Origin of the sequence: Mesorhizobium sp. AA23 (assembly GCF_001672435.1) — a bacterium.
Classification (GTDB): Bacteria; Pseudomonadota; Alphaproteobacteria; order Rhizobiales; family Rhizobiaceae; genus Mesorhizobium.
The window spans coordinates 1-20050 of sequence record NZ_LYTP01000021.1 but is presented as its reverse complement, the minus strand read 5'-3'; the positions used below and the strand labels follow the sequence as shown (position 1 = coordinate 20050).

Here is a 20050-nt window from a genome sequence, read left to right as displayed (position 1 = left end):
ACATCCAGGGCACGTATGGCTATCTGACGATCGACAGCTCGGGTCACTACACCTACACGCTGACGACGCCCGAGACGAACGCTCCGGCCGGCAATAACGGCACCAACATCCAGAGCGGCACCGACGCCTTCACCTATACGGTGCAGGACGCCTTCGGAAACACCAACACCTCAACCATCACCATCTCCATCAAGGACGACGTGCCTTCGATCGTGCTGAGCGGCACGCCGGCACCGACGCTGAATGTGGACGAGAGCTACCTGACGGCGGCGACCAACGGCATTGCCGGCTCGGGCGCTGGGCCTTCCGGCTCGACCTCCGACACGCAGAGCTTTGTTGGTGCCTTCACCGTGGTGCAAGGCGCCGACGGCGCCACCACCAGCTACGGCGTGAGCATCTCCTCCCAGGGCGTGACCTCGAACCTAATCGACTCGGCGACCGGCCAGGCAGTGGTGCTGACGCAGACTGGCAGCACCGTTTCGGGTTACGTGACCGGCCACAGCGGCGATCCGGCCTACTTGGTGTTCACCCTTTCAGTTAATACCTCGACAGGCCAGGTGACGCTCACGCAGGACCGCGCGGTGCACCAGAACACGATCGACCACCCGACCGACAGCTCCGAAGGGATCACCCTGACCTCGGGCCTGGTGACGCTGACGGCGACGGTGACGGACGGAGACGGCGACAAAGCTTCGCAGTCGCTCGACCTCGGCTCCAAGGCCACCTTCCATGACGACGGTCCGTCGATCGCGCTGAGCGGCGCCACCGCCCCAACGCTCGAGGTCGATGAAAGTTACCTGGCGAACGGCTCGACGCCGAACGCTGCGCTGACTTCGGCCACGGCCGCCTTTGCGGCGATGTTCACCGTGGTGCAGGGCGCCGACGGCGCCACCACCAGCTACGGCGTGAGCGTCTCCTCGCAGGGCGTGACTTCGAACCTGATCGACTCGCCAACTGGCCAAGCAGTGGTCCTGACGCAGAGCGGCGGCACAGTTTCGGGCTATGTGACCGGCCACAGCGGCGATCCGGCCTATCTGGTGTTCACACTGGCGGTGAACGCAGCAACCGGCCAGACGACGCTGACGGAGTTCCGTGCCGTACACCAGAATACTGCGGACAATCCGACGGACACTTCCGAAGGCATCAGCCTGACCTCCGGCCTGGTGACGCTGACGGCAACGGTGAACGACAACGATGGTGACCACGCCTCCCAGTCGATCGATCTCGGTTCCAAGACCACTTTCCATGATGACGGCCCGTCGCTGGGTTCCTTCACGTCGGGCACCATCCCGAACGAGGTTGGATCGGTCGCCGGCTTCTTCTCGCTGGTGCCGGGCGCGGACGGCATTGATCACTTCAACATCACCGGTCCTGCAATCACCGGCATCGCCTATAACACGACGATCGCAGCAGATGGGACGACCGTTCTCCATGCGATGGCGGGCGCGACAGAGGTGTTCGACCTAGTAGTAAGGCCGGATGGAACTTATCAGTTCGACCTGCTCAAGCCCGATGCAGGGACGACAGTTACGTATTCGCTGCAGAACCTTCCCGCCGGCGGACCGAACTGGCGCGAAACCACTGACGGCCATATCGAATTTTCAAGCCCCGACGGCATCAATTCCAACAACAACGGATTTGGCGTCGCGAACACCTTCGTTGGCGCAAACGAATCCTTCACGATGGAGTTCCACACGGCTGGCACCGGAATTGGTGTCGACAATCCGCCCAGCACCAATGCTGAGATGAATGACTCCGTGAGTTTGGTTGTCAACTCGCTGAACGGTTCGGGGGGAACCTATCACTGGGTTGCGACGAACACGCTTACCAACACGTCCGTGTCCGGCGACATCTCCATCACCGCAACGGGCACATACGTGATCGATCCGTCGATCAGCTTCAACCAGTTGCAGGTCAGCGCGGTCAACGTCCCCGGGCAAGGCGCTCAGTTCTCGAACGTTTCCCTCACGCATAACGTCTTGCCCCAGGATCAGAACCTGGCGTTCACAGTGTCGGCCACCGACAAGGATGGCGATACGACCGGCACACAGCCTATCGCCGTTCACGTTGTGGCGGCGGATGGATCGGGCAACTACACGCTCACCGGAACGGCGGGCAACGACGTGCTCGCCGGCAGCACACATGCCGACACGATCTCTGGCGGAACCGGGACCGACCTCGTCGACTATACCGGCAGTGTCGCGGCGATCTCGATCCATCTGGCCGATGATGGCCATGCATCGGGTGCACCGGGGACGTTCAGCAACCCGACTGCGGGCACAATCGGCGGCGGCGATGCTGCCGGCGATACGCTCACCGGCATCGAAGGGCTAATCGGCGGCTCCGGCAATGACTATCTGTTCGGCAATTCCAGCGACAACTATCTCGCAGGCGGCGCCGGCAACGACACACTCAATGGCGGCGGCGGCAACGACACCCTGATTGGTGGACTCGGCCAGGACACGCTCACCGGCGGCGCGGGAGCCGACACTTTCAAGCTCGACCACCTCGAACTAAACATCAAAGATCTCATCACCGATTACAACGGCGCAGAGGGCGACAAGATCGACTTGACATCGCTGTTCGACGCGGCGCCCGCCGGCAACATCAGCAACTACGTGCACTATGACAGCGGGACCGGCACGCTGAGTGTCGACACCAGCGGTTCGGGCAACCCGGCCAACTTCGTGGACGTGGCGCAGCTGACGAATACACCTGCCGCCGGCACCATCACGATCCTCTACGACGACAACACACATGCACAGCACACTGTCACCATTTAGCACTTATGCACGACTGCAATCGCATGCTAAGCATAAGCAACGCATGAATTCGCAATTTGGAGAGGGGCTTACATGAAACATTCCGTAAGACTGCTGGCTTCGGCCGTGGCGGTGCTGCTCGCCGGATCGACGGGCTTTGCCGCAGATATCATTGGCGAGCCGGCAGTGAATTATTGCCGCACCGTCGGCACCTCGGACCTGGTGCTGACCGACAACATAGTCGAGCTCAAGGACAGGGTGGTCAAGCTGATGGACGACTCCGTCGCGGTCGCCAACAGCCCGGAATGGATCAACTCGTCGCGCCCCGCCTTCGTCTGGGCATCGGAAGCCAAGGTCGCCTGCGGCAAGGCCTATGGCTACCTCAAGACCAACTACAAGGACGAGGACTATCTCAACAAGTGCGAGTGCTTCCACGACCGCATGGTCGAGTACATGCACTGAGCTGACGGGCGCGCCGACCAGCTGCGATGATGGCCAAGAGAGCCTGGGCGGAGGCCGACGCTTCCGCGCGCCCGGCGCCGGTTGCCGTGCCTGCCGGCGTGGCGGGGCATTTCCGACGCGACTTTCCGCGAGCCTTCGAGCAGTTCATCGTTTCAGGCAAACGCCAAACTGCTGCGACTACTCGTTTTTGCGCAATTGCGGACGGGAAACTGATGCGCAGTTTCCCTGGAATTGCTGCGGCGCTCGCCTTTGCCTTTGTCGCGGCGATCTCCGGCTGCCAGTCGAAGAACGGCGCATCGGAGGTGCTCGATCCCGCGGCGATCGCCGCGCCTAGCAGCCAGGCCGGAGCCACCACCGCCGCGCCCGCGCAGCTGACCGCCAGTTCCGCAGCGACCGCCCCCAAGGGCAATCTGACGCTCGGCACGGGCCCGACCAAGATCGCCATGCTTTTGCCGCTCTCCGCCCCCGGCAGCGCGGGTGAGAACGGCAGGAAGATGTATGATGCCGCGCGGCTGGCAATGGCCGATCTCGGCGACAAGCTGGTGACGCTGACCATCGAGGACACGCGCGGCGACAGCAGCTATGCCAAGGACCTGGCGGTGAAGGCGATCACTTCGGGCGGCGTGAAAATCGTCATCGGGCCGGCCGAGCTTGCGGCGGCGCAGCACCTTGCCAAGCTCTCCGGCACGCAGCGGCCGCCGGTGCTGGCGCTGGCCGACAATTTCGCCGGCGGCCCCGGCGTCTATTCGGTGCGGCTGAGCGAAGCCGACAGCGCGGCGGCGGGCGCGGCAGCGGTCGCCAGCAAGGGCGCCAAGAAATTCGTGCTCTTGGTGCCGGCGGGCGCGAACGCCAGTGCCGTCGAGGCTCGGGTCGCCAACGCGCTCAGCATCTATGGCGCGACGCTTGCCGTGACGCTTCCCTATTCGGCGTCGGACTCCGCCAAGGTGGTGTCGGACATGGGTTCGCTGGTCGAGGCGCCCGACGCCGTCGTCGTCGCCAGCGGCGACGGCAGCCCTGTCGCCGTGCTGGCGGCGCTGAAGGCGAAGGGTATTCCGGGCAAGGCCGTAAGCCTGATCGGCACCGAACGCTGGCTCGAGCGCCCGATCGATCCGCTTTATGAGGGTGCCTATATCGCGACGCTCGACCAGAGCGAGACCGGACCGATCGCTGACCGTTTCAAGGCGACCTACAACTACCAGCCCGACGTCAACGTCGCCTACGCCTATGACATGGTGGCGCTGTCGGCCGGCATAGCAAGCTCGGTCGGCCCGAACGGTTTCTCCAAGCAGGTGCTGGAAAACGCCAGCGGCTTCCGCGGCTCGACCGGCCTGTTCCGCTTCCGCGCCGACGGCTCGAGCCAAAGATCGATGCCGTTTTTTAAGGTGGAAAAGGGAAGACTGAAGCTGGTCGAGAAGCAGACCGCGGGGTTTTGAAATTTCACTCGGGTGGTGCCGTTGGATTTTCTCAGAAAGCTTCTGATTTTGGCTGTTGTCGGGGCGCTTGGAGCTGGCGCCGTCGCGCTCATCGAACGCCTGATGTTTGAGGCGCAAAGCCAGCAGTCTCAGGGGAGCCTCCATCTCTCATTCCGAAGAAGCCGGTGCGGCAATGGAGGTGGCGGCTCACTTAGCTACCGATGAAGACCGTTGCTTTGGAGCACGTTGTGTCGGGAGTTAGTCGGCACTCAATTAAGCCGCTGCTACATTCCTGAGTTGGCAGCCACCGTAACGGTCGCGAATATCTGGAATGCTGTTGCGCAGATTGCCGCCGCGGCTATCGGTACGCCGAATGGGACCACCCCTTTGCGGTCGAGATGCTGGACATACAGACGGAACGCACCTTCAGGCAGCATGAAAGGGAACTTCATGACTGCCGCTGTTGCGAGGGCAAACAGCAGAAGCAAGATCGAGAACGCAGCGAGGCCGCTGCCCCCGATCACGAACGGCATAACCGCCATCAACTTCACGTCGCCGGCGCCCAGCTTGCGCAGAACCCAGAAGGGGAAGAGCACGACGAACAGTAGTAATGCCGCGAGTGCACTCAATCCCATGTCCCACCACGACCCAGCCTCAACGGAGACCAGTTGCAAGGAACCAAGGCCCAGGAAAAGGAGCAGGAGGACGTCGCGATTCGATATCTTCTGGGTTTTAAAGTCGGTCCAACCAACCATTGCCAGAAGAGGGATAGTAAGCGCCTTGAACAGGAGCGATACGGCGAGCAGAGGGCTCATGACCGCTCTATGTTCCGCACGCTGGACGACAGCAGCTTCAGATTGTTGGCCACGGTCGGATCGTTTGGCGCAAGCTCATAGGCCTTGAGGAAATTGGTGCGCGCCTGCTGCAGCTTACCGCGCAGCAGGTAGGAATAGCCGAGATTGTTATAGTATTCCGGCGTCGCGCCGAGCAGACGGTAAGCCCGGCTGTAGGCCGTATCGGAAAGATCGAAACGACGAATGCGGTCGCAGGAAGCCGCAAGACCCAGCCAGGCGATGCCATCATTAGGCGCCAAACGTGTGGCCTTGTAGAATAGGGCCCCGGCGTTGCCATAGTTTTCGGAGCGGAACTGGGTCTTGGCTTCGGTAACCGCCTGGTCCGAAGCATAGTAGTCGACGTCGCTGATCGTCTTCAGCCCGTCGAAGGCATCGCCGAAGGCGGTGTAATCGCCTTTGGCGGGCTCGTTGGTGCGAACCACGCCGTCGGCGATGTCTTTTGTCTGGCAACCTGCAAGGAAAATAAGCAGCAGGCTGGTCGCGACTGCGAGGCGCTTTGTCATTGTGTGTCCCACGAGTCCCCGACTCTGTCTGAGAACCTAATCATATGATGGCTTAGAAGAAAATGCCTTTCATGCGGAGAATGACCGGCAGCATCACGACCATCATCACCACCGGGAAGATGCAGAGACCAAGAGGAATCATCATCTTGACCGGCAAGGCGTTGGCCTGCTCTTCGGCACGCAGGATTCTTTGGGTGCGCATTTCGTCGCTATAGACACGCAACGCCTCCGTAAGGCTGGTGCCGAGTTCTTCTGACTGACGAAACAGCACGGCGAGAGCCTTCGCTTCGTCTAGTCCGACGCGGTCCGCAAGTTCACGTAGCGCCTCCCGCAACGGTTTGCCGGCCCGCAATTGAAGATTCATGATCGAGAGCTGAATGCCAAGCCATTTGTGGGTGCCGGCCAGTTCGCTGCCGACGCGTTCGACCGCAGCCTCAAGGCTCATGCCGGCATCGGCGCAAGTGATCATCATATCCATGAAATCGGGAAATCCGCGCCGGTAGACCTGCTTTTGCGAATTTTCAAAGCGATCAAGCATGATGCTGGGGACGACGATGCATCCCAATCCGATTAGAGCCGCCCCGGCAAAGGCAAGCACACTGGGCAGTTGTGGCGGCAGCAAGTTAAAAAACAATGCGTAGCTGGCGAGAAAGCCGACACATACCGCACCTAGGCGAGAAGTGGCGTAGATGATGGGAGCGCTCGGTTGGTGAAAACCGGCACGGAAGAGCTTTGCTTCCAGCGCGTTGGGTTCACCGCGCTCCTTCTCAAGGGCTTTGAAATAGGCATCGACCGGTCGCTGGGCCGAGATTTTATTGATTTCCTGCTGTGCTGTCAGCGAGCGGCGACTTGCTATCCCCTCCGACAAAAGGCTGTTGGCGATGCGCCTTCTCGTCTGAAGGACAGGCGCAATTATCAGAGCGACCAACAAGAAGAGCGCGCCCGCTGCGAGGAATACAGCGACCGACAGCAACACCGACGAATTTCCGAGATCATTCAACAAAGCCGGTGTCCCAGTCCTAGAAATCGAAATTTACCATGCGGTACATGATGTAATCACCCAGGAGAGCCCAGGATCCGAAGATCACGAATACCGGCATAATGAGTGGATTGTCCCAAACGTCGCCATAATAGCTTGGGGCAATTGCCAACAGGATGAGGAACATCAGCACCGGAAAGAGTGAGATGATCCACGCCGACATCCGGCCCTCGGCCGACAGGGCCCTGATCTTCAGGCGAAGCTTGCGCCGCTCGCGTAGAACCGAGGCCAGATTGGACAATATTTCTGTGAGATTGCCCCCGGTTTTCGCCTGAATCGAAAGCGAGACCGACAAAAGGTGCAATCCTTCGAAACCGACACGCTCCGACAGTTTACGCACCGCCTGCTCAAGACTCAGACCAAACGAGATCTCATCCGAGACAATGCCGAACTCGGTCCCAAGGGGATCGGGCATTTCACGTGCTACCAGCCCGATCGCCACCGTCGTCGGATGACCCGCGCGGAGCGAACGCACGATCATGTCGAGGGCGTCAGGAAGTTGGCCGGCGAATTTGGTGATTCGCTTATTCCTGGCTCGTCTCATCACGAGCAAAGGCAGAGCGAATGCAACAAATAGAAATGTTAGGCTCGCGACGATAATCGGGGATCGTAGGAGAAGCACTGAGATCAATGCAAGCACAAGGCCCGCCAGCACGAAGACAACTGCGAAACTGATCGGGTTGCCGGTTATGCCAGACTGTGTGTAGAGCCGATTAAGTGCCACGGCTCCAAAAGCAAAGTCGCCCGATGTCGTCAGGCCCCGCTCTTGGAGAAGCCCTTGCAAGGTTTGTTCCACTGGAGCAGCCGCGCTCATCGCTTGAAGGCGGCGGTTTATGATGCCCGCCCTCGCACGCGAGCCTGCGATGGAAACATACGTCACCTCCACCGCTAGGATGACAGAGGCGGCAGCTAGGACGTAGACTAAATAAAGCAGCGTTTGGCCGGACAACATCAGAGCGGTACCTGCGGATTGAAGGCGTCCTTGGCGAAATGATATCCCAAGGTCGCGACTTCAGTCGCAAAACGCGGCCGAACGCCTGTCGCGCGGAACTCGCCGACAATGGTGCCGTCGGAAGCGACATCGCGACGAACGAAATGATAGATTTCCTGGAGCTGCACGACATTGCCTTCCATGCCGGTCAGCTCCGAAATCGAGACAACCCGCCGCCCGCCGTCCGATAGGCGCTGCGTCTGCACGATGATGTCGATGGCCGAAGCGATCTGCGCCCGGATCGAGTCATTGGTCATCGGCATGCCTGCCATGCCGACCATCTGCTCGAGACGCGAGATGGCGTCTCGGGGTGTGTTGGCGTGGATGGTCGTCATCGAACCTTCATGGCCTGTGTTCATGGCCTGCAACATGTCAAAGGCTTCCTCGCCGCGAACTTCGCCGACGATGATGCGGTCAGGCCGCATGCGCAGAGCGTTCTTAAGCAGCTCACGCTGGCGGACCTCGCCTTTGCCCTCTATATTGGGCGGGCGCGTCTCCAACCGGCCGACATGCGGTTGCTGCAGTTGCAGTTCCGCCGCGTCCTCGATGGTGACTAAGCGTTCCTTGGCTGGGATATAGCTCGACAAAGCATTCAGCAGCGTGGTCTTGCCGCTGCCGGTACCGCCAGAAACGAGGATCGACTTGCGTGCCTGCACGGCAATCCGCAGCAACTCAATCATCGGCTGGCGGATCGAGTTGAAGGCCATCAGGCGTTCGAGCGAATAAGGGTTCTTCGAGAATTTGCGGATCGACACCAGCGGACCATCGACCGAGATCGGCCGCACCGCGATGTTGACGCGCGAACCGTCATCCAGGCGGGCGTCGACCATCGGGGCTGATTCATCTACTCGCCTGCCGATGTTCGATACGATCTTGTTGACGATCCGCAGAAGATGCGCCTCGTCGCGAAATCGGATCGCGGTCTCTTCCAGTACACCGCGGCGTTCGACGAACACATGCTTGTGCGTGTTGATCAGGATGTCGGCGATCGAATCATCCTTCAACAGGGGTTCAATCGGGCCAAGCCCCAGCATCTCGTCCGCGGTGTCGCTAGTGAGCTGGTCCAGTTCGCGCGCGTTGAGCGGTACGTTTCGGCCGCGCACGAACTCACGAACGATCGGCCGAATCTCATCGAGGATTTCGCCCTTCGTCGCGGTTTCCAGGGCGGTCAGATTAAAGCGGTCAATGAGGTGACGATGCAGATCTACCTTCAACGCCAGGAATTCATCGCCGTTCGGCGTCATGTCCGGAACGGCAGGAACCGGCGTGGCGGCAGGCACTGGTAAGCGCTGAGCGGGCTGTGAAGGCGGTTGCTCGGCCGCCGTTTTGATGAATCGACCCAGCATTTCACACAACCCTCAAGACACTAACCCAGGAACTGATATACGGACAGCAACTCGCAAGAGCGTGTTGCACATGCTCCACAGCAACTTCAGACGTAGCATGAGGAATGACCAGCGCGGCACTATCGGGCTCCAATCCGCTGTCGCCGTGATGGTTTCGGCGCCGTTGAAGGTCGAGCGATCCAGCCAACCATTCGGATGGAAATCGCGGCAATAACGACTCCGGCCAGAATATCGACCAAATAGTGACTCCCCTCCGGAGGCGTCGCCAGAATCATCAGCACATTTAGAACGAGAGCGGGAAAGGCAACGTATCGGATGCCGCGCATGGAATAGGCGAACATCACGGCCAGGGTGGAGTGGAACGACGGGAAGGTCACGAGCCCTTCCGGATGCACTATGTCGAACGGCTTGAGTTCGCGGAGCGCGTGGAGTTGATCAAGGTGCCGCGTCGAAGCGCCTGGACTGAAGGACGTCAGTATTTCAGATGATGGGTGGAAAAAGTCGAACGCCCCCGCTGCGGGTACAAACGTCATCACAAGGCACGTCAGCGTGCCGGAGAGGCCAAAATATGCAGTGAATTCCTGCAGCCGGTCCGTTCGGCGCGTGAGCGCCAGCACAGCCGGGAGAACCAGCAACTGGATCTTCAAACTGGCATATGCCGCGGAAATGGTCGAGGCTATCAGCGGATGGCTGTTGAGCCACGCTGTATAGCCGACCCAATTGAAACCCAGCACCGAGTCCATTGAGGCGAGATAATCGTCCATCAACGGGCGGCTCGTCGCGGTGGCGAGATAAGAATAGAGAAGCAACGGAAAGGAAAGCAGAGCGGTAGCAACCAGAGTCATAATCCATGCCTGGATGCGAGCTGCGAAGTCGCTCAGTACGCCGCCATGCCTGAGGGCGACACGACCGAATTGATAGCGCAGCGCGCCAAAAACAACCCACAGAAAGAGCAAAGGGGCCATCGCGACAGCCAAATCAAGGCGCAGTGCTGATTGAATGGCAACGGTCGAGAACGGCAACCAAATCAGACTTGCTGACATGAGGCCGGCGAGCAAGGCAAAATTTAATACCGTCAGCCTTATGTTGGGACGGACTGAGGCCCATCTTTGGGCAGAGTCGCCTTTTCGGAATTTCGGCAATCCCACCGCTGCCGATAGGTCCATCATGCCACCGGCCTGCCCCGAGCCCTTAATCTGCATGAGCTCCACCCGACCCCACACCTTGCCTTAGCCTTAGCTAATTGCTCCCAGAACGAAACTAACTGTTAACCACATGATGGGCAAGCGGCCTGGAGGACACAGTGGAGTTTTACTTGCGACATAGTTAAGAAATAGGGATTTAAGAAATCGTTTTATTTTGCCCTACTCCAAGCTCACCGACCAAAGTCCTAGGACCTTTGTCACCACATCGGCGGTCACGCCCCTAACCCACTTAATATAAATCCATATGTCATACCTCTAATGTGTTTCCCCATGGACAGGGGTGTGGCCGAATTGTGAATGAATGGTTAAGATCGCTTGAAAATCGAAGCGAATCAAGCTGTTGTCAAAATTGAGAAAGTCTCAAATCGAGTATTGAAGGGTTAAGGGACCGTTAATCCGTTTGACTCGGCTTTTTTGCGGGACAAGGATTGAACGTGACGGGGGATGCTTGGGTATGGGGTACATTCCTTGGCTCTGTCTCGTCGGGTTCAACCTCCAAGTGTGGGAGACATTCGCATGAAAAAGCTCATGACGTTGACCCGGCAGTTCCGCGACGATGAGAACGGCGCTGCTATGGTCGAATATACAATTCTCCTCGGCATCATCACGGTGGCCGTGATTGCGACCGTGGTCCTGGTCGGCGGCTGGGTGGGCACCAAGTGGACCGCATTGTGGACGGCGATCTCCGCCCATTGATCGGCAGTCTTCGACTATCCATCGGCGCCGGGGTCATACTTGGCGCCGATGGTGCCTAACACAATTCAGCGGGGGCTGGCGATGCGTGCAAATACCGTAATCATGATCATTCTCGCCAGCGTCTTCGGCGTGCTGGCGGTCGTGCTTGCCAATATGTGGCTTGCCAATCAGCGGAGTGCGATGGCCAAGCCCGATCTGCCGCGTGATACGATCGTGGTGGCCGCGGTGCCACTCAAATTCGGCGACTCGCTGAGCGACGACAAATTGCGGGAGATCCCATGGCCCGCGGGAGCGGTTCCGGTCGGCGCCTTCAAGACAAGCAAGGATCTCCTGGCTGGTGAAGGAACCAAGCAGGCGTTGCAAGCCATCGGCGTCAATGAGCCGGTGCTTTCCACCAAGATCACAGGCCCGGGCCAGCGCGCGACGCTTTCGGCCGTGCTGTCGGAGGGGATGAAAGCCGTCTCCATCCGCGTGAACGACGTGCTCGGTGTCGCAGGATTTGTCTTCCCGGGCGACCGAGTCGACGTGCTTTTGACCCGCACCGTGCGCAGCAGCGACGGTCCCGACAAGAGCTTCGTTGACGTGCTGCTGCAGAGCGTCAAGGTGCTTGCCGTCGATCAGGTGGCCGACGAAAGCAAGGACAGCCCGACGGTCGTCAAGGCGGTCACGGTCGAGGTCAACACCAAGGACGCGCAGAAGCTGACGCTTGCTGCCGGCGCCGGACAATTGTCGCTGGCGCTGCGGCAGGCGGCGGGCAACAAGGGCGAGTCGACGGAGCGCGTGACGCTCGCCGACCTGACCGGCGACACGCCGGAAGATGTCGCTAAGAGACAGGCGGAACTGGACAGGCAGAAGGCAGCCGACGCTGCGGCCGCCGAAGAACGCAAGCGCGCCGACGACAAGATAAATGGATTAGCCCAAGCCGTGGAGCGGGTTGGGAGCCAGATCGACCAGTTGAGCAAGGTGAAGCCTACTGTGGCACCCGCACCACAACCGCAAGAAGTTATAAAGGAAGTGGTCAAATATGTGCAGCCGGCGCCGCCAGCCCGCGCTACAATCGGCGTATTTCGCGGCGTGAAGCTCGAAACATACGACGTGCCGCGACAGAGATAGCGAAAGACGCATTCGGATGGGGGGTCCGGGTGGGTCCGCAAGGGGGACGATCTAGATGCGAATTCTTCGAGGATCACTGGCCGTCGCGGCTTTGGCCTGGTCCTGTCTTATGTTGCCGTTGAGCCCCGCAGTTCACGCCGCGGACCGCTTCATCGATGTGTCGAGCCCGTCGCTGCACCGCGTGTTCGTGCCCGTTTCCCAATCCGCCACGATCCAGGTCAACGCTACACTGGGCGACATCGTCGTTGGCGACGAAAAGATCGCCGATGCGCAGCCGATGACCGACAAGACGCTCTACATCATCGGCAAGAGCCTCGGCACCACGACGGTAAATCTGTTTTCCGAGGACAAGCGCTCCCTGGGTGCCATCCAGATCGAGGTCGGCCAAGATGTCAGCGATATGGCGGCAGCTATCCGCCAGGTGGCGCCGAAAGCCCGCATCGAGATCGGTTCGATCAACGGCAAAGTTCGGCTGAGCGGCCATGTCAAGGACGCCGCGACCTTGGCGCAAATCGTCGAAGTCACACAGCAGTATGGACCTGACTCGATCATCAACGCAGTCACTATCGATGACAGCGAGCAGGTCAATCTTTCGGTGCGCATCCTTGAAGCCAAGCGTAATGCCGGCCGCGACCTCGGGGTCTCGATCAGGAGCACAAATGGGAGCGGGACGACGCGGACCGGCACCGGCGTTGCCGCAGTAGATAAGGACGGAGTCGTGCTTGGGCCCGGCGACCTTGTCAGCGGCCTGCTGTCCACGGCGAGTCCGTTTGGAGCACTGATTACCCGCGTTATCGACAGCAACGTCAAGGTCGATCTTATCATTGAAGCACTGGAGTCGAAAGGCGTCGTGCGTCTGTTAGCGGAACCGAATCTCACGACGGTTTCCGGCGAAACCGCCAGCTTCAACGCAGGCGGCGAAGTGCCGATCCGCAGCGTCAACAGCCAGGGCGAGATCGAGATCGTATTCAAGCAGTTCGGCGTCAATCTCAACTTCACGCCGGTGGTGCTGGATGACGGCAAGATCCATATCAAGCTGGCGCCGGAAGTGAGCGACCTGACCGGCTTCACGCCCGCCGGCGACCCGATCTTCACCAACCGCAAGCTGGCAACCGTGGTCAACCTGCGCGACGGCCAGAGCTTCGCGGTCGGCGGCCTGCTGTCCAGCAAGAACACCAGGCTTCAGGATCAGGTGCCGTGGCTGGGCCAGGTGCCTATCATCGGTGCGTTGTTCAAGAATTCGAGCACGCAGAAGGAAGAGACGGAGCTGGTCGTTGTCGTCACGCCGCATCTTGTGCGACCGGTAAAGCCCGGCGACCAGTTGGCAACGCCTTTCGACAAGACGAAGCCGTCCAACGATCCGGAATTGTTCCTGCTCGGCCAGCTCGAGGTCAGCAAGGACATGATCCGGAAATACGAGTTGGGCGACGGCGTCACCGGCCCTTACGGCCACATGCTGGATGTAAAATCGAAGGATAAGCTGGTCTATGTCAAGAAATAAGCTCCTGCTTGTCCTGCTCGGTTCCAGCCTGCTTGGAGGCTGCGCCGCGGACTATCTGAACAACTACGACACGATGACCTTGGCGTCGGGCGACTCGCAGAAAGCCAACCAGCTGCTGCAGACGGTCGATCCGTACAATCCGGCTTCCAACAACACCAAGATCGAAGGCGACGGCGCACGGTCCGTCGGCGTCGTGCAGAAATATAAGCTTCCGCCGGCGCCGGCGCCTACAACAAATATGACGGTCAACGTCGGTCCGGCCGGTACGCAGTGAAATGAACGAAAGGATGCGGTTGTATCAGGCATGCGAGGAGCCTGACAACCAGGGGTAAGGGTAGGGTCATGTTGGGGACCATGCGCAGGTTCTGGCGCGATCAGCGAGGCATAGCGCTGCTGCTCGTTACCATCATGTTGCCGGCGATCATCGGCTTCTCGCTCCTGGCGATCGACATGAGCCGGGTCAACAACATGCACAACGACCTGCAGAAGGCGGGAGACGCAATGGCCCTCGCCGCGGCTGCGGAACTGGATGGCCGCACCGATTCGATCGTCCGCGCCGACCGGGCGCTAGCGACCCTGGTGAGCAACCAATATACCTTCTCGACAGCCAACGTTCCGCAAACATTACTCGCCGCAGGCGTGACGAGGACCTACCTACGGTCACTTCCGGCATCCGACAGTACTGATATCGCAGCAGCCAATATCATCACCGACGAAGTGACGGATGCGCCGAACGCCCGGTTCGTCCGCGTGACCGTGACGCCTGTTGGTTTCGCGGCCATATTCCCGGCGTCGTTCTTGACCGGAAACACCGCGAACAACAGCTTCAATGTCGGCGCGGTGTCTGTCGCAGGGTTTACCTCCGGTGTCTGCAACTACACACCCGTCTTCATCTGCAATCCCTATGAAATGGTCAACGGCACCAATTCCGCTGGCGGCGTTACACTCGAGGAGGCCGTGGCCGATACCTCTATCCGCCGGCGCCTGATCGAACTCCGTACAGTCGGAAACAATGCTGCATACGGCCCGGGCAATTTCGGCTTCCTGGCGCCGCCGGACGGTGTCGGCAATGGAGCGCAGGCGCTTGCGCAGACAATCGCAACGTCGAGGCCGATCGGCTGTTATTCGTCCCAAGGCGTGAGCACCAAAACCGGCCAGAACACCGGCCCGATTCAGGATGCGTTCAACGTACGCTTCGGTATCAATCCCAGTGGCAATGCCTTCAACAGCGCGGAGTACGGCCCCGCCTCGAATGTGCGGAAGGGAGCGTCGACCGCCGGAAATGGGAACGGCAACGGCAACAGCAATCAGTGCCCCAGTTACAATCAGCTGACGTTCAACGCTACCGGCAACATGGGCCTGCCGCGCGATGCCGCTACACCTTATATGGGCGGCCGGATGGGCGACGGGAACTGGAACTTGTCCAGCTATTGGAGCACCAACTTCGGTGGAACCAGCTATCCATCCTCCTGGAACACGACTGCGCCGACCCGGTATCAGGTCTACAAATACGAGATTGCGAACAATCTGGTCGGAACCGCCTCCGCGGGTGGAGAAGTAGGAACACCGCCGAGTTCCTGCCAGCCCCCGGTGACAACCGTCGATCGTCGTCTGCTTTACGGCGCGATTCTCAACTGCAACGCGCTGGAAGCCGCCGGGAACGATCTGAACGGCAACAGCACCAATCTTCCCGTCGAAGCGTTCGCAAGCTTTTTCCTGACTGAGCCCGTTCCGGGTGCCAGTGCAGGTGGCTCCGTTTTTGTCGAACTCGTCGACATAACGGGTCGCGGCGGTGCGGGGACGCTCGACAGTTTCCTCCGCGACGAAGCCCAGCTTTATCGGTGACGAAAATGCTTGGCATCATCCTTCGTCATCTTGCAAAATTTCGGCGCGACCAACGCGGCGCAGTGTTGATCGAGATGACCCTTGTCGCACCGTTGATGCTTACGCTTTCAGCTGGCGTGTTCGAGTTCGGCAATCTCATCCACGACAAGCTTCTGATGGAGGCCGGACTTTCCGACGGGGCCCGTTTCGCTGCGCGATGCAACAGCCAGATTTACACGGATGCCGGGCTAGCGGCGATAGACTGCGCCGACATAGCCACCAACATCGCTGTCTACGGCAAGCCGGCCATAACTCAGACGGACGTCGCGCGAATCTCAGGTTGGCAGAAAGCCAACGTCACCGTAACGATCGGGACCGGCTGCCACGATGCGGTGGTTGCCGGCGTCACGCAGTATAGATCCACGACGGCGCAAGTCTGCATCGTCCAGGCAGACGGGACTTATGCCTATACCGGCGTCGGCATGCTGTCACTCGTCGGCATTGGCCCGATCACGCTGAGCGGCTCACATCAAGAACGGTTGATGCGGTTCTGACCATGATCAGGCGTTTCGCAAAATCCGAGGACGGTGCGGCCATGGTCGAGATGACCATCGTCGCGACCCTGCTCTTTGCGTTGACGCTCGGATTCGTCGATTTCGGCTACGCCTTCTATCAGTGGAATGCGGCGACCAAGGCGGTCCAGGTCGGAGCGCGGCTGGCCTCAATATCGGATGCCGTCGCGACCAATCTTGCCACCGCCGCACCGACGGCCAATCCCGGCGCGCCGGTCGTCGCCGGCGCTTACGGTCCGTTCGTTTGCAGTTACACCGGTGCCACGGGATCTTGCACAAATAATGGCGGGTTCAATGCCGCCGCATTCAGTCGGGTATTCCGCGGCGATACGGCCAATACCAGCGACGATGCATGCCCGGCCCTTACGGCGGGCCAGAGACCCGGGATGTGCCACTTCTTCCCAGGCCTGCTGCGCAGCAACGTTGTCGTCACCTACATGGCAACCGGGCTCGGTTACCAGACTCGCCTCGGTGGTCCCGTGCCGACCATCACGGTCAGCCTGCAAAACCGAACCTTCCAGTTCTTCTTCCTCCAGGGACTGATGGGGTTCGCCAACATCAACGTGCCTTCCATGCTGAGTACCGTAACGGGTGAAGATTTAAAGAGTACCTGGCCATGAACGCCATCGACACCAGAGTCCTGCCCACGAAACGCAAGCAAGTGGCGCTGTTTTCGTCGGATGCGAATTTCAGGCACGACGTGACCACCCGGCTCGACGCGCTGGCGATCTACGACGTCAGAGTTTCGGAGGCGGTCGAGTTCCTCAAGGGGCCGCCGGTCGATGCACGTCCCGGCATCATCATCCTCGATCTCGGCGATGGCGAGCTGCTCGGCAACAATGCGCTCGTCGAGGCGCGCTCGGCCTGGGCGTCGGTGCCGCTGATCGCGGTCTCGGGCGAGCTGACGTCGGAGCAGACCCGGGTGCTGGTGCGCATGAATGCCTCGGACTGGCTGCACAAGCCGCTCGACCCCAAGGAGCTGCTCAACGCCGTCACCTTCCACGACACCGGCAACCAGGGCACCAAAAGCCGCATCGTCACCTTCATTGCCGCCAGCGGCGGCGCCGGCGCGACCACGCTGGCGATCTCGGCGGCGGAGCATCTCGCCTCGAAATCGGCCGAGCGGGCGGCCTCGACCTGCCTCGTCGACCTCGACTTCCAGAGCGCCAATTGCGGCGCCTATCTCAACCAGTTCAACCAGTTCGATCTTGCCGGCATCATCGGCCAGCCGGAGCGGCTCGATGTCGAGCTGATGGATGTCATCAAGCTGTCGCGGCCGTCCGGCCTCACGCTCTATTCCTTCGAGCGGCCGCAATTGCCGTTCGAGCCGCGCGGCGCCGATTTCGTCTTCCGGCTGCTCGACCTCGTCGCCTACCGCTTCGACGACATCGTCATCGACCTGCCCAACATCGAGACGCCGTGGCACGAGTCGGTGCTGCGCACCAGCGATGAGATCTTCATCGTCTTCGAGCTCAACGTCGCCTCGCTCAGGCAGGGCAAGCGGCTCTACAAGAAGATCCGCGAATTGCGCGGCAACGGCGTCTCGATCACCTTGGTCGCCAACAAGCACAAGCGCAGATGGTTCGGCAACCACTTCTCGCGCAGCGAACTGGAGAAGATCTTCAAGGCGCCGCACATCAAGTCGCTGGTGCTCGACAACGCGTTGCTGGCCGATGCGCTGAACCGCGCCATCCTGCCCTCCGAGGTCGACGGGCGGGCCCGCTTCAACAAGGACCTGAAGCGCATGTTCAAGGAGCGGCTAGACAATGCCCAGCGCTAGAGCAATTCCAGGAGATCCGCGCAGCGGTTTTCCATCAGGATTTGCGACAAAGCAAATGCGGCGGATAGCGACTCGCCTTGCCGGCGCCTGCCTGATCGGCATCGCCCTGGCGGTGCCTTGCGATTTCGCTCAAGCCGGGTCGGGACTGCCGCCGCTTCCCGCCATGGGTCCCAGCCTGCGCAAGACGGTCGCCTTCCAGACCGGCGAGCAACCGGGAACGATCATCATCCGCAAAAGCGAGAAGGCGCTCTATCTGGTCACGAACAAGAGCCAGGCGCTGCGCTACCAGATCAGCGTCGGCCGCGACGGCTTCGGCTGGACCGGAACCGTCAAGGTCGCCGCCAAGACCGAATGGCCGGAATGGCGCCCGCCCAAAGAAATGCGCGTCCGCCAGCCGGATCTGCCGGCGATGGTGCCCGCCGGTCCCTACAATCCGCTCGGCGCCAGGGCGCTCTATCTGTCGCGAGAGGGGCGCGACACGCTCTATCGCATCCATGGCACCAACGATCCCAAAGGTGTCGGCTTCGACGGCACGTCCGGATGTTTTCGGCTGACGAACACGGATGTGATAGATCTCTTCAAGCGCGTCGCGGTGGGCGCAAAGGTGGTGGTTGAATGACGATGATCAGCGAGCCGGACATTCCGGCAATCGAACTCAGCGAACAGGAAAAGGCGCCGGGCAGGCCGAGCCGGGCGAGAACCATCGGCGTGGTCGCGGCCGGCGCGGTCCTCGTCACCGCCATCAACGTCACCGCCGCCTTCTATCTTTATCGCGGCGTCAACGACCTTCGGGCATTGGAGGCGCGGCTGGACCAGCTCGGCCAGTTCGAGCAGCGGATCGGCGCGCGCATCGATACCGTCAACAACGGCTTCCAGAGCCGGTTCGAGACGCTGGACCGGCAACTGCAGGCGAGCTTCGGCCAGATCAACGGCAATATTGCCCGGCTGGAGCAGGGCCAGCCCGTCGCCGCCGATGCCGAAACGCCGCGGACGCCAGAGCCCAGTTTCGCCAACACGACCGTGGCCGAGGCCTCGGCAGGTGAAAACCCCTCCGTCGGCGCGCCGGCATTCAAGGGCAAGGCCGCGCCGCCCGGACCCAATCCATCCTATCAGCGCATCCAGCAGGCCGACGGTAAAGTCTACTACAAGAAGATCAACTGACCCGGCATCGGGCGATAGCGGAAGACATTCCGATCAGCACGGTCTACAGATCACGCTGCAGCGCCAGGATGCGGACGGCGCGGGCTTCGGCGCGCAGCCTCGCCTCGCGCAGGAAGGCGACATGGCAATAGGCGCAGGCCGCAAGGCCAAGGCACAGCACCATGCAGTTTTTCAAGCTGAAGTCGATCGCCAGCGAGAATTGAAAGCCGCGCGGCGCCGTGAAGTTGGCGATCGTGCTCGCCGTTTCCGAACGGCTGCCGGCCGCTATCATCAGACCGGCGAACATCAGCGCGGCATGGTTGGCGAGGAAAAAGCCGGCGGATCTCTTGGCATGGCAAGCCATCCAGCAGACGCCTGACGCAACGACGATGACGGCGGCATCGACGGCCATCGAGCCGCCGAGATAGAAGTCCACCTGCTGCCAGAACATCGTCGAGAAGGGGCGCAGCTCGAGCCAGATGCGCCACATGGTCGGGCTGGCCGAATAGCTTCCGAGCAGAAACGTCGCCGTCCGTTCCGCCGCCAGCAGGAACAGCATGAGAGCCGGGAAGGCAAAGAGCAGTGTCGGCTTGCGCGTCATGTCATCCCCCTCGACATCCGATGCTCGATTGTAGGCCGCATTGGTTGCGCGAGACTTAACGCAAAGCCTTGCTTTTCAAGCGATGTCATCGGCGCCTAATGTATGATCCGGTGAAACGACGAGGCGCGCTTTGGGCGAGGCGAAATCGACCGGCCGGCTTGCCACGACGCTCGGCAGCCTCGGGCTGGTCGCCGGCGCGCTGCTGGTCGCCGCATCGGGGCACTGGTTGCCGCCGGACCTCCCCTCCCC

Annotated in this window: 20 protein-coding genes; 13 read left to right on the top strand and 7 right to left on the bottom strand. The window is 60.6% G+C overall.

Features of this window, described 5'->3' with window-relative positions; all coding sequences use genetic code 11:
* From A9K66_RS31500 to A9K66_RS16660, 3 genes are all read left to right on the top strand, one after another.
* A partial coding sequence (locus A9K66_RS31500; protein ID WP_082953932.1) for a DUF5801 repeats-in-toxin domain-containing protein occupies positions 1–2783 on the top strand: 2783 nt, incomplete at its 5' end.
* A gap of 72 nt (positions 2784–2855) precedes the next feature.
* On the top strand, positions 2856–3224 hold the full coding sequence (locus A9K66_RS16665; protein ID WP_067325506.1) for a hypothetical protein: 369 nt from the start codon (positions 2856–2858) through the stop codon (positions 3222–3224).
* A 212-nt stretch (positions 3225–3436) separates the two neighbouring features.
* Positions 3437–4657: a penicillin-binding protein activator gene (locus tag A9K66_RS16660; protein WP_067325510.1), complete on the top strand. Its 1221-nt coding sequence runs from the start codon at positions 3437–3439 to the stop codon at positions 4655–4657.
* A 263-nt stretch (positions 4658–4920) separates the two neighbouring features.
* On the opposite strand, the gene A9K66_RS16655 is transcribed toward A9K66_RS16660, so the two are convergent.
* The 6 genes from A9K66_RS16655 to A9K66_RS16630 all read right to left on the bottom strand — a co-directional run bounded on the left by A9K66_RS16655 (position 4921) and on the right by A9K66_RS16630 (position 10571).
* Positions 4921–5451 (bottom strand): prepilin peptidase, encoded by a 531-nt coding sequence (locus tag A9K66_RS16655; protein ID WP_067325502.1) that lies wholly within the window; start codon positions 5449–5451, stop codon positions 4921–4923.
* Complete coding sequence (locus A9K66_RS16650; RefSeq protein ID WP_067325499.1) at positions 5448–5993, bottom strand: tetratricopeptide repeat protein; 546 nt, start codon at positions 5991–5993, stop codon at positions 5448–5450. Before A9K66_RS16650 ends, A9K66_RS16655 begins: the two co-directional genes overlap by 4 nt.
* Before the next feature lie 52 nt (positions 5994–6045).
* Positions 6046–6996 (bottom strand): type II secretion system F family protein, encoded by a 951-nt coding sequence (locus tag A9K66_RS16645; RefSeq protein ID WP_067325496.1) that lies wholly within the window; start codon positions 6994–6996, stop codon positions 6046–6048.
* A 16-nt stretch (positions 6997–7012) separates the two neighbouring features.
* Positions 7013–7984, bottom strand: coding sequence for a type II secretion system F family protein (locus A9K66_RS16640; protein WP_067325493.1), 972 nt, complete (start codon positions 7982–7984; stop codon positions 7013–7015).
* Positions 7984–9369 carry a CpaF family protein gene (locus tag A9K66_RS16635; RefSeq protein ID WP_067325489.1) on the bottom strand — a complete coding sequence of 462 codons (1386 nt, stop codon included), beginning with the start codon at positions 9367–9369 and terminating at the stop codon, positions 7984–7986. The genes A9K66_RS16640 and A9K66_RS16635 overlap by 1 nt, the downstream gene beginning before the upstream one ends.
* A gap of 119 nt (positions 9370–9488) precedes the next feature.
* Entirely contained in the window at positions 9489–10571 is a 1083-nt protein-coding gene (locus A9K66_RS16630) for a phosphatase PAP2 family protein (RefSeq protein WP_141247137.1), read from the bottom strand.
* A gap of 519 nt (positions 10572–11090) precedes the next feature.
* Here A9K66_RS16630 and A9K66_RS16625 point away from each other — a divergent pair.
* The 10 genes from A9K66_RS16625 to A9K66_RS16580 all read left to right on the top strand — a co-directional run bounded on the left by A9K66_RS16625 (position 11091) and on the right by A9K66_RS16580 (position 19221).
* Positions 11091–11270 carry a Flp family type IVb pilin gene (locus tag A9K66_RS16625; RefSeq protein ID WP_067325482.1) on the top strand — a complete coding sequence of 60 codons (180 nt, stop codon included), beginning with the start codon at positions 11091–11093 and terminating at the stop codon, positions 11268–11270.
* A gap of 81 nt (positions 11271–11351) precedes the next feature.
* The gene (cpaB, locus tag A9K66_RS16620) at positions 11352–12383 is read left to right on the top strand and encodes a Flp pilus assembly protein CpaB (RefSeq protein WP_067325480.1); all 1032 of its coding nucleotides are present in this window, start codon (positions 11352–11354) and stop codon (positions 12381–12383) included.
* Positions 12384–12492: 109 nt separating this feature from the next.
* Positions 12493–13884: a type II and III secretion system protein family protein gene (locus A9K66_RS16615; RefSeq protein ID WP_245307569.1), complete on the top strand. Its 1392-nt coding sequence runs from the start codon at positions 12493–12495 to the stop codon at positions 13882–13884.
* The gene (locus A9K66_RS16610) at positions 13871–14158 is read left to right on the top strand and encodes a hypothetical protein (RefSeq protein ID WP_067325475.1); all 288 of its coding nucleotides are present in this window, start codon (positions 13871–13873) and stop codon (positions 14156–14158) included. Before A9K66_RS16615 ends, A9K66_RS16610 begins: the two co-directional genes overlap by 14 nt.
* Positions 14159–14226: 68 nt before the next feature.
* A complete protein-coding gene (locus A9K66_RS16605; RefSeq protein ID WP_067325472.1) occupies positions 14227–15729 on the top strand; it encodes a pilus assembly protein TadG-related protein in 1503 nt (500 codons plus the stop codon).
* 5 nt (positions 15730–15734) lie between these two features.
* The gene (locus A9K66_RS16600) at positions 15735–16262 is read left to right on the top strand and encodes a TadE/TadG family type IV pilus assembly protein (RefSeq protein WP_156751092.1); all 528 of its coding nucleotides are present in this window, start codon (positions 15735–15737) and stop codon (positions 16260–16262) included.
* Positions 16263–16303: 41 nt separating this feature from the next.
* A complete protein-coding gene (locus A9K66_RS16595; RefSeq protein WP_245307567.1) occupies positions 16304–16900 on the top strand; it encodes a TadE/TadG family type IV pilus assembly protein in 597 nt (198 codons plus the stop codon).
* Positions 16897–18060 (top strand): AAA family ATPase, encoded by a 1164-nt coding sequence (locus A9K66_RS16590; RefSeq protein ID WP_067325462.1) that lies wholly within the window; start codon positions 16897–16899, stop codon positions 18058–18060. Before A9K66_RS16595 ends, A9K66_RS16590 begins: the two co-directional genes overlap by 4 nt.
* A gap of 55 nt (positions 18061–18115) precedes the next feature.
* Positions 18116–18679: a L,D-transpeptidase gene (locus A9K66_RS16585; protein ID WP_067325459.1), complete on the top strand. Its 564-nt coding sequence runs from the start codon at positions 18116–18118 to the stop codon at positions 18677–18679.
* Positions 18676–19221, top strand: a complete 546-nt coding sequence (locus A9K66_RS16580) for a hypothetical protein (protein WP_067325456.1) — start codon at positions 18676–18678, stop codon at positions 19219–19221. Before A9K66_RS16585 ends, A9K66_RS16580 begins: the two co-directional genes overlap by 4 nt.
* Positions 19222–19264: 43 nt before the next feature.
* Here the strand turns inward: A9K66_RS16580 and A9K66_RS16575 are convergent, their stop codons facing one another.
* Positions 19265–19801: a hypothetical protein gene (locus tag A9K66_RS16575; RefSeq protein WP_067325454.1), complete on the bottom strand. Its 537-nt coding sequence runs from the start codon at positions 19799–19801 to the stop codon at positions 19265–19267.
* Positions 19802–20050: the final 249 nt, after the last annotated feature.

What these genes read in the sequence shown, in the direction of transcription:
- A9K66_RS16665 (WP_067325506.1), top strand. Translation starts at nt 2,856, where the DNA reads ATGAAACATTCCGTAAGACTGCTGGCTTCGGCCGTGGCGGTGCTGCTC.
- A9K66_RS16660 (WP_067325510.1), top strand. Translation starts at nt 3,437, where the DNA reads ATGCGCAGTTTCCCTGGAATTGCTGCGGCGCTCGCCTTTGCCTTTGTC.
- A9K66_RS16655 (WP_067325502.1), bottom strand. Translation starts at nt 5,451, where the DNA reads ATGAGCCCTCTGCTCGCCGTATCGCTCCTGTTCAAGGCGCTTACTATC.
- A9K66_RS16650 (WP_067325499.1), bottom strand. Translation starts at nt 5,993, where the DNA reads ATGACAAAGCGCCTCGCAGTCGCGACCAGCCTGCTGCTTATTTTCCTT.
- A9K66_RS16640 (WP_067325493.1), bottom strand. Translation starts at nt 7,984, where the DNA reads ATGTTGTCCGGCCAAACGCTGCTTTATTTAGTCTACGTCCTAGCTGCC.
- A9K66_RS16635 (WP_067325489.1), bottom strand. Translation starts at nt 9,369, where the DNA reads ATGCTGGGTCGATTCATCAAAACGGCGGCCGAGCAACCGCCTTCACAG.
- A9K66_RS16630 (WP_141247137.1), bottom strand. Translation starts at nt 10,571, where the DNA reads ATGCAGATTAAGGGCTCGGGGCAGGCCGGTGGCATGATGGACCTATCG.
- A9K66_RS16625 (WP_067325482.1), top strand. Translation starts at nt 11,091, where the DNA reads ATGAAAAAGCTCATGACGTTGACCCGGCAGTTCCGCGACGATGAGAAC.
- cpaB (WP_067325480.1), top strand. Translation starts at nt 11,352, where the DNA reads ATGCGTGCAAATACCGTAATCATGATCATTCTCGCCAGCGTCTTCGGC.
- A9K66_RS16615 (WP_245307569.1), top strand. Translation starts at nt 12,493, where the DNA reads ATGTTGCCGTTGAGCCCCGCAGTTCACGCCGCGGACCGCTTCATCGAT.
- A9K66_RS16610 (WP_067325475.1), top strand. Translation starts at nt 13,871, where the DNA reads ATGTCAAGAAATAAGCTCCTGCTTGTCCTGCTCGGTTCCAGCCTGCTT.
- A9K66_RS16605 (WP_067325472.1), top strand. Translation starts at nt 14,227, where the DNA reads ATGTTGGGGACCATGCGCAGGTTCTGGCGCGATCAGCGAGGCATAGCG.
- A9K66_RS16600 (WP_156751092.1), top strand. Translation starts at nt 15,735, where the DNA reads ATGCTTGGCATCATCCTTCGTCATCTTGCAAAATTTCGGCGCGACCAA.
- A9K66_RS16595 (WP_245307567.1), top strand. Translation starts at nt 16,304, where the DNA reads ATGGTCGAGATGACCATCGTCGCGACCCTGCTCTTTGCGTTGACGCTC.
- A9K66_RS16590 (WP_067325462.1), top strand. Translation starts at nt 16,897, where the DNA reads ATGAACGCCATCGACACCAGAGTCCTGCCCACGAAACGCAAGCAAGTG.
- A9K66_RS16585 (WP_067325459.1), top strand. Translation starts at nt 18,116, where the DNA reads ATGCGGCGGATAGCGACTCGCCTTGCCGGCGCCTGCCTGATCGGCATC.
- A9K66_RS16580 (WP_067325456.1), top strand. Translation starts at nt 18,676, where the DNA reads ATGACGATGATCAGCGAGCCGGACATTCCGGCAATCGAACTCAGCGAA.
- A9K66_RS16575 (WP_067325454.1), bottom strand. Translation starts at nt 19,801, where the DNA reads ATGACGCGCAAGCCGACACTGCTCTTTGCCTTCCCGGCTCTCATGCTG.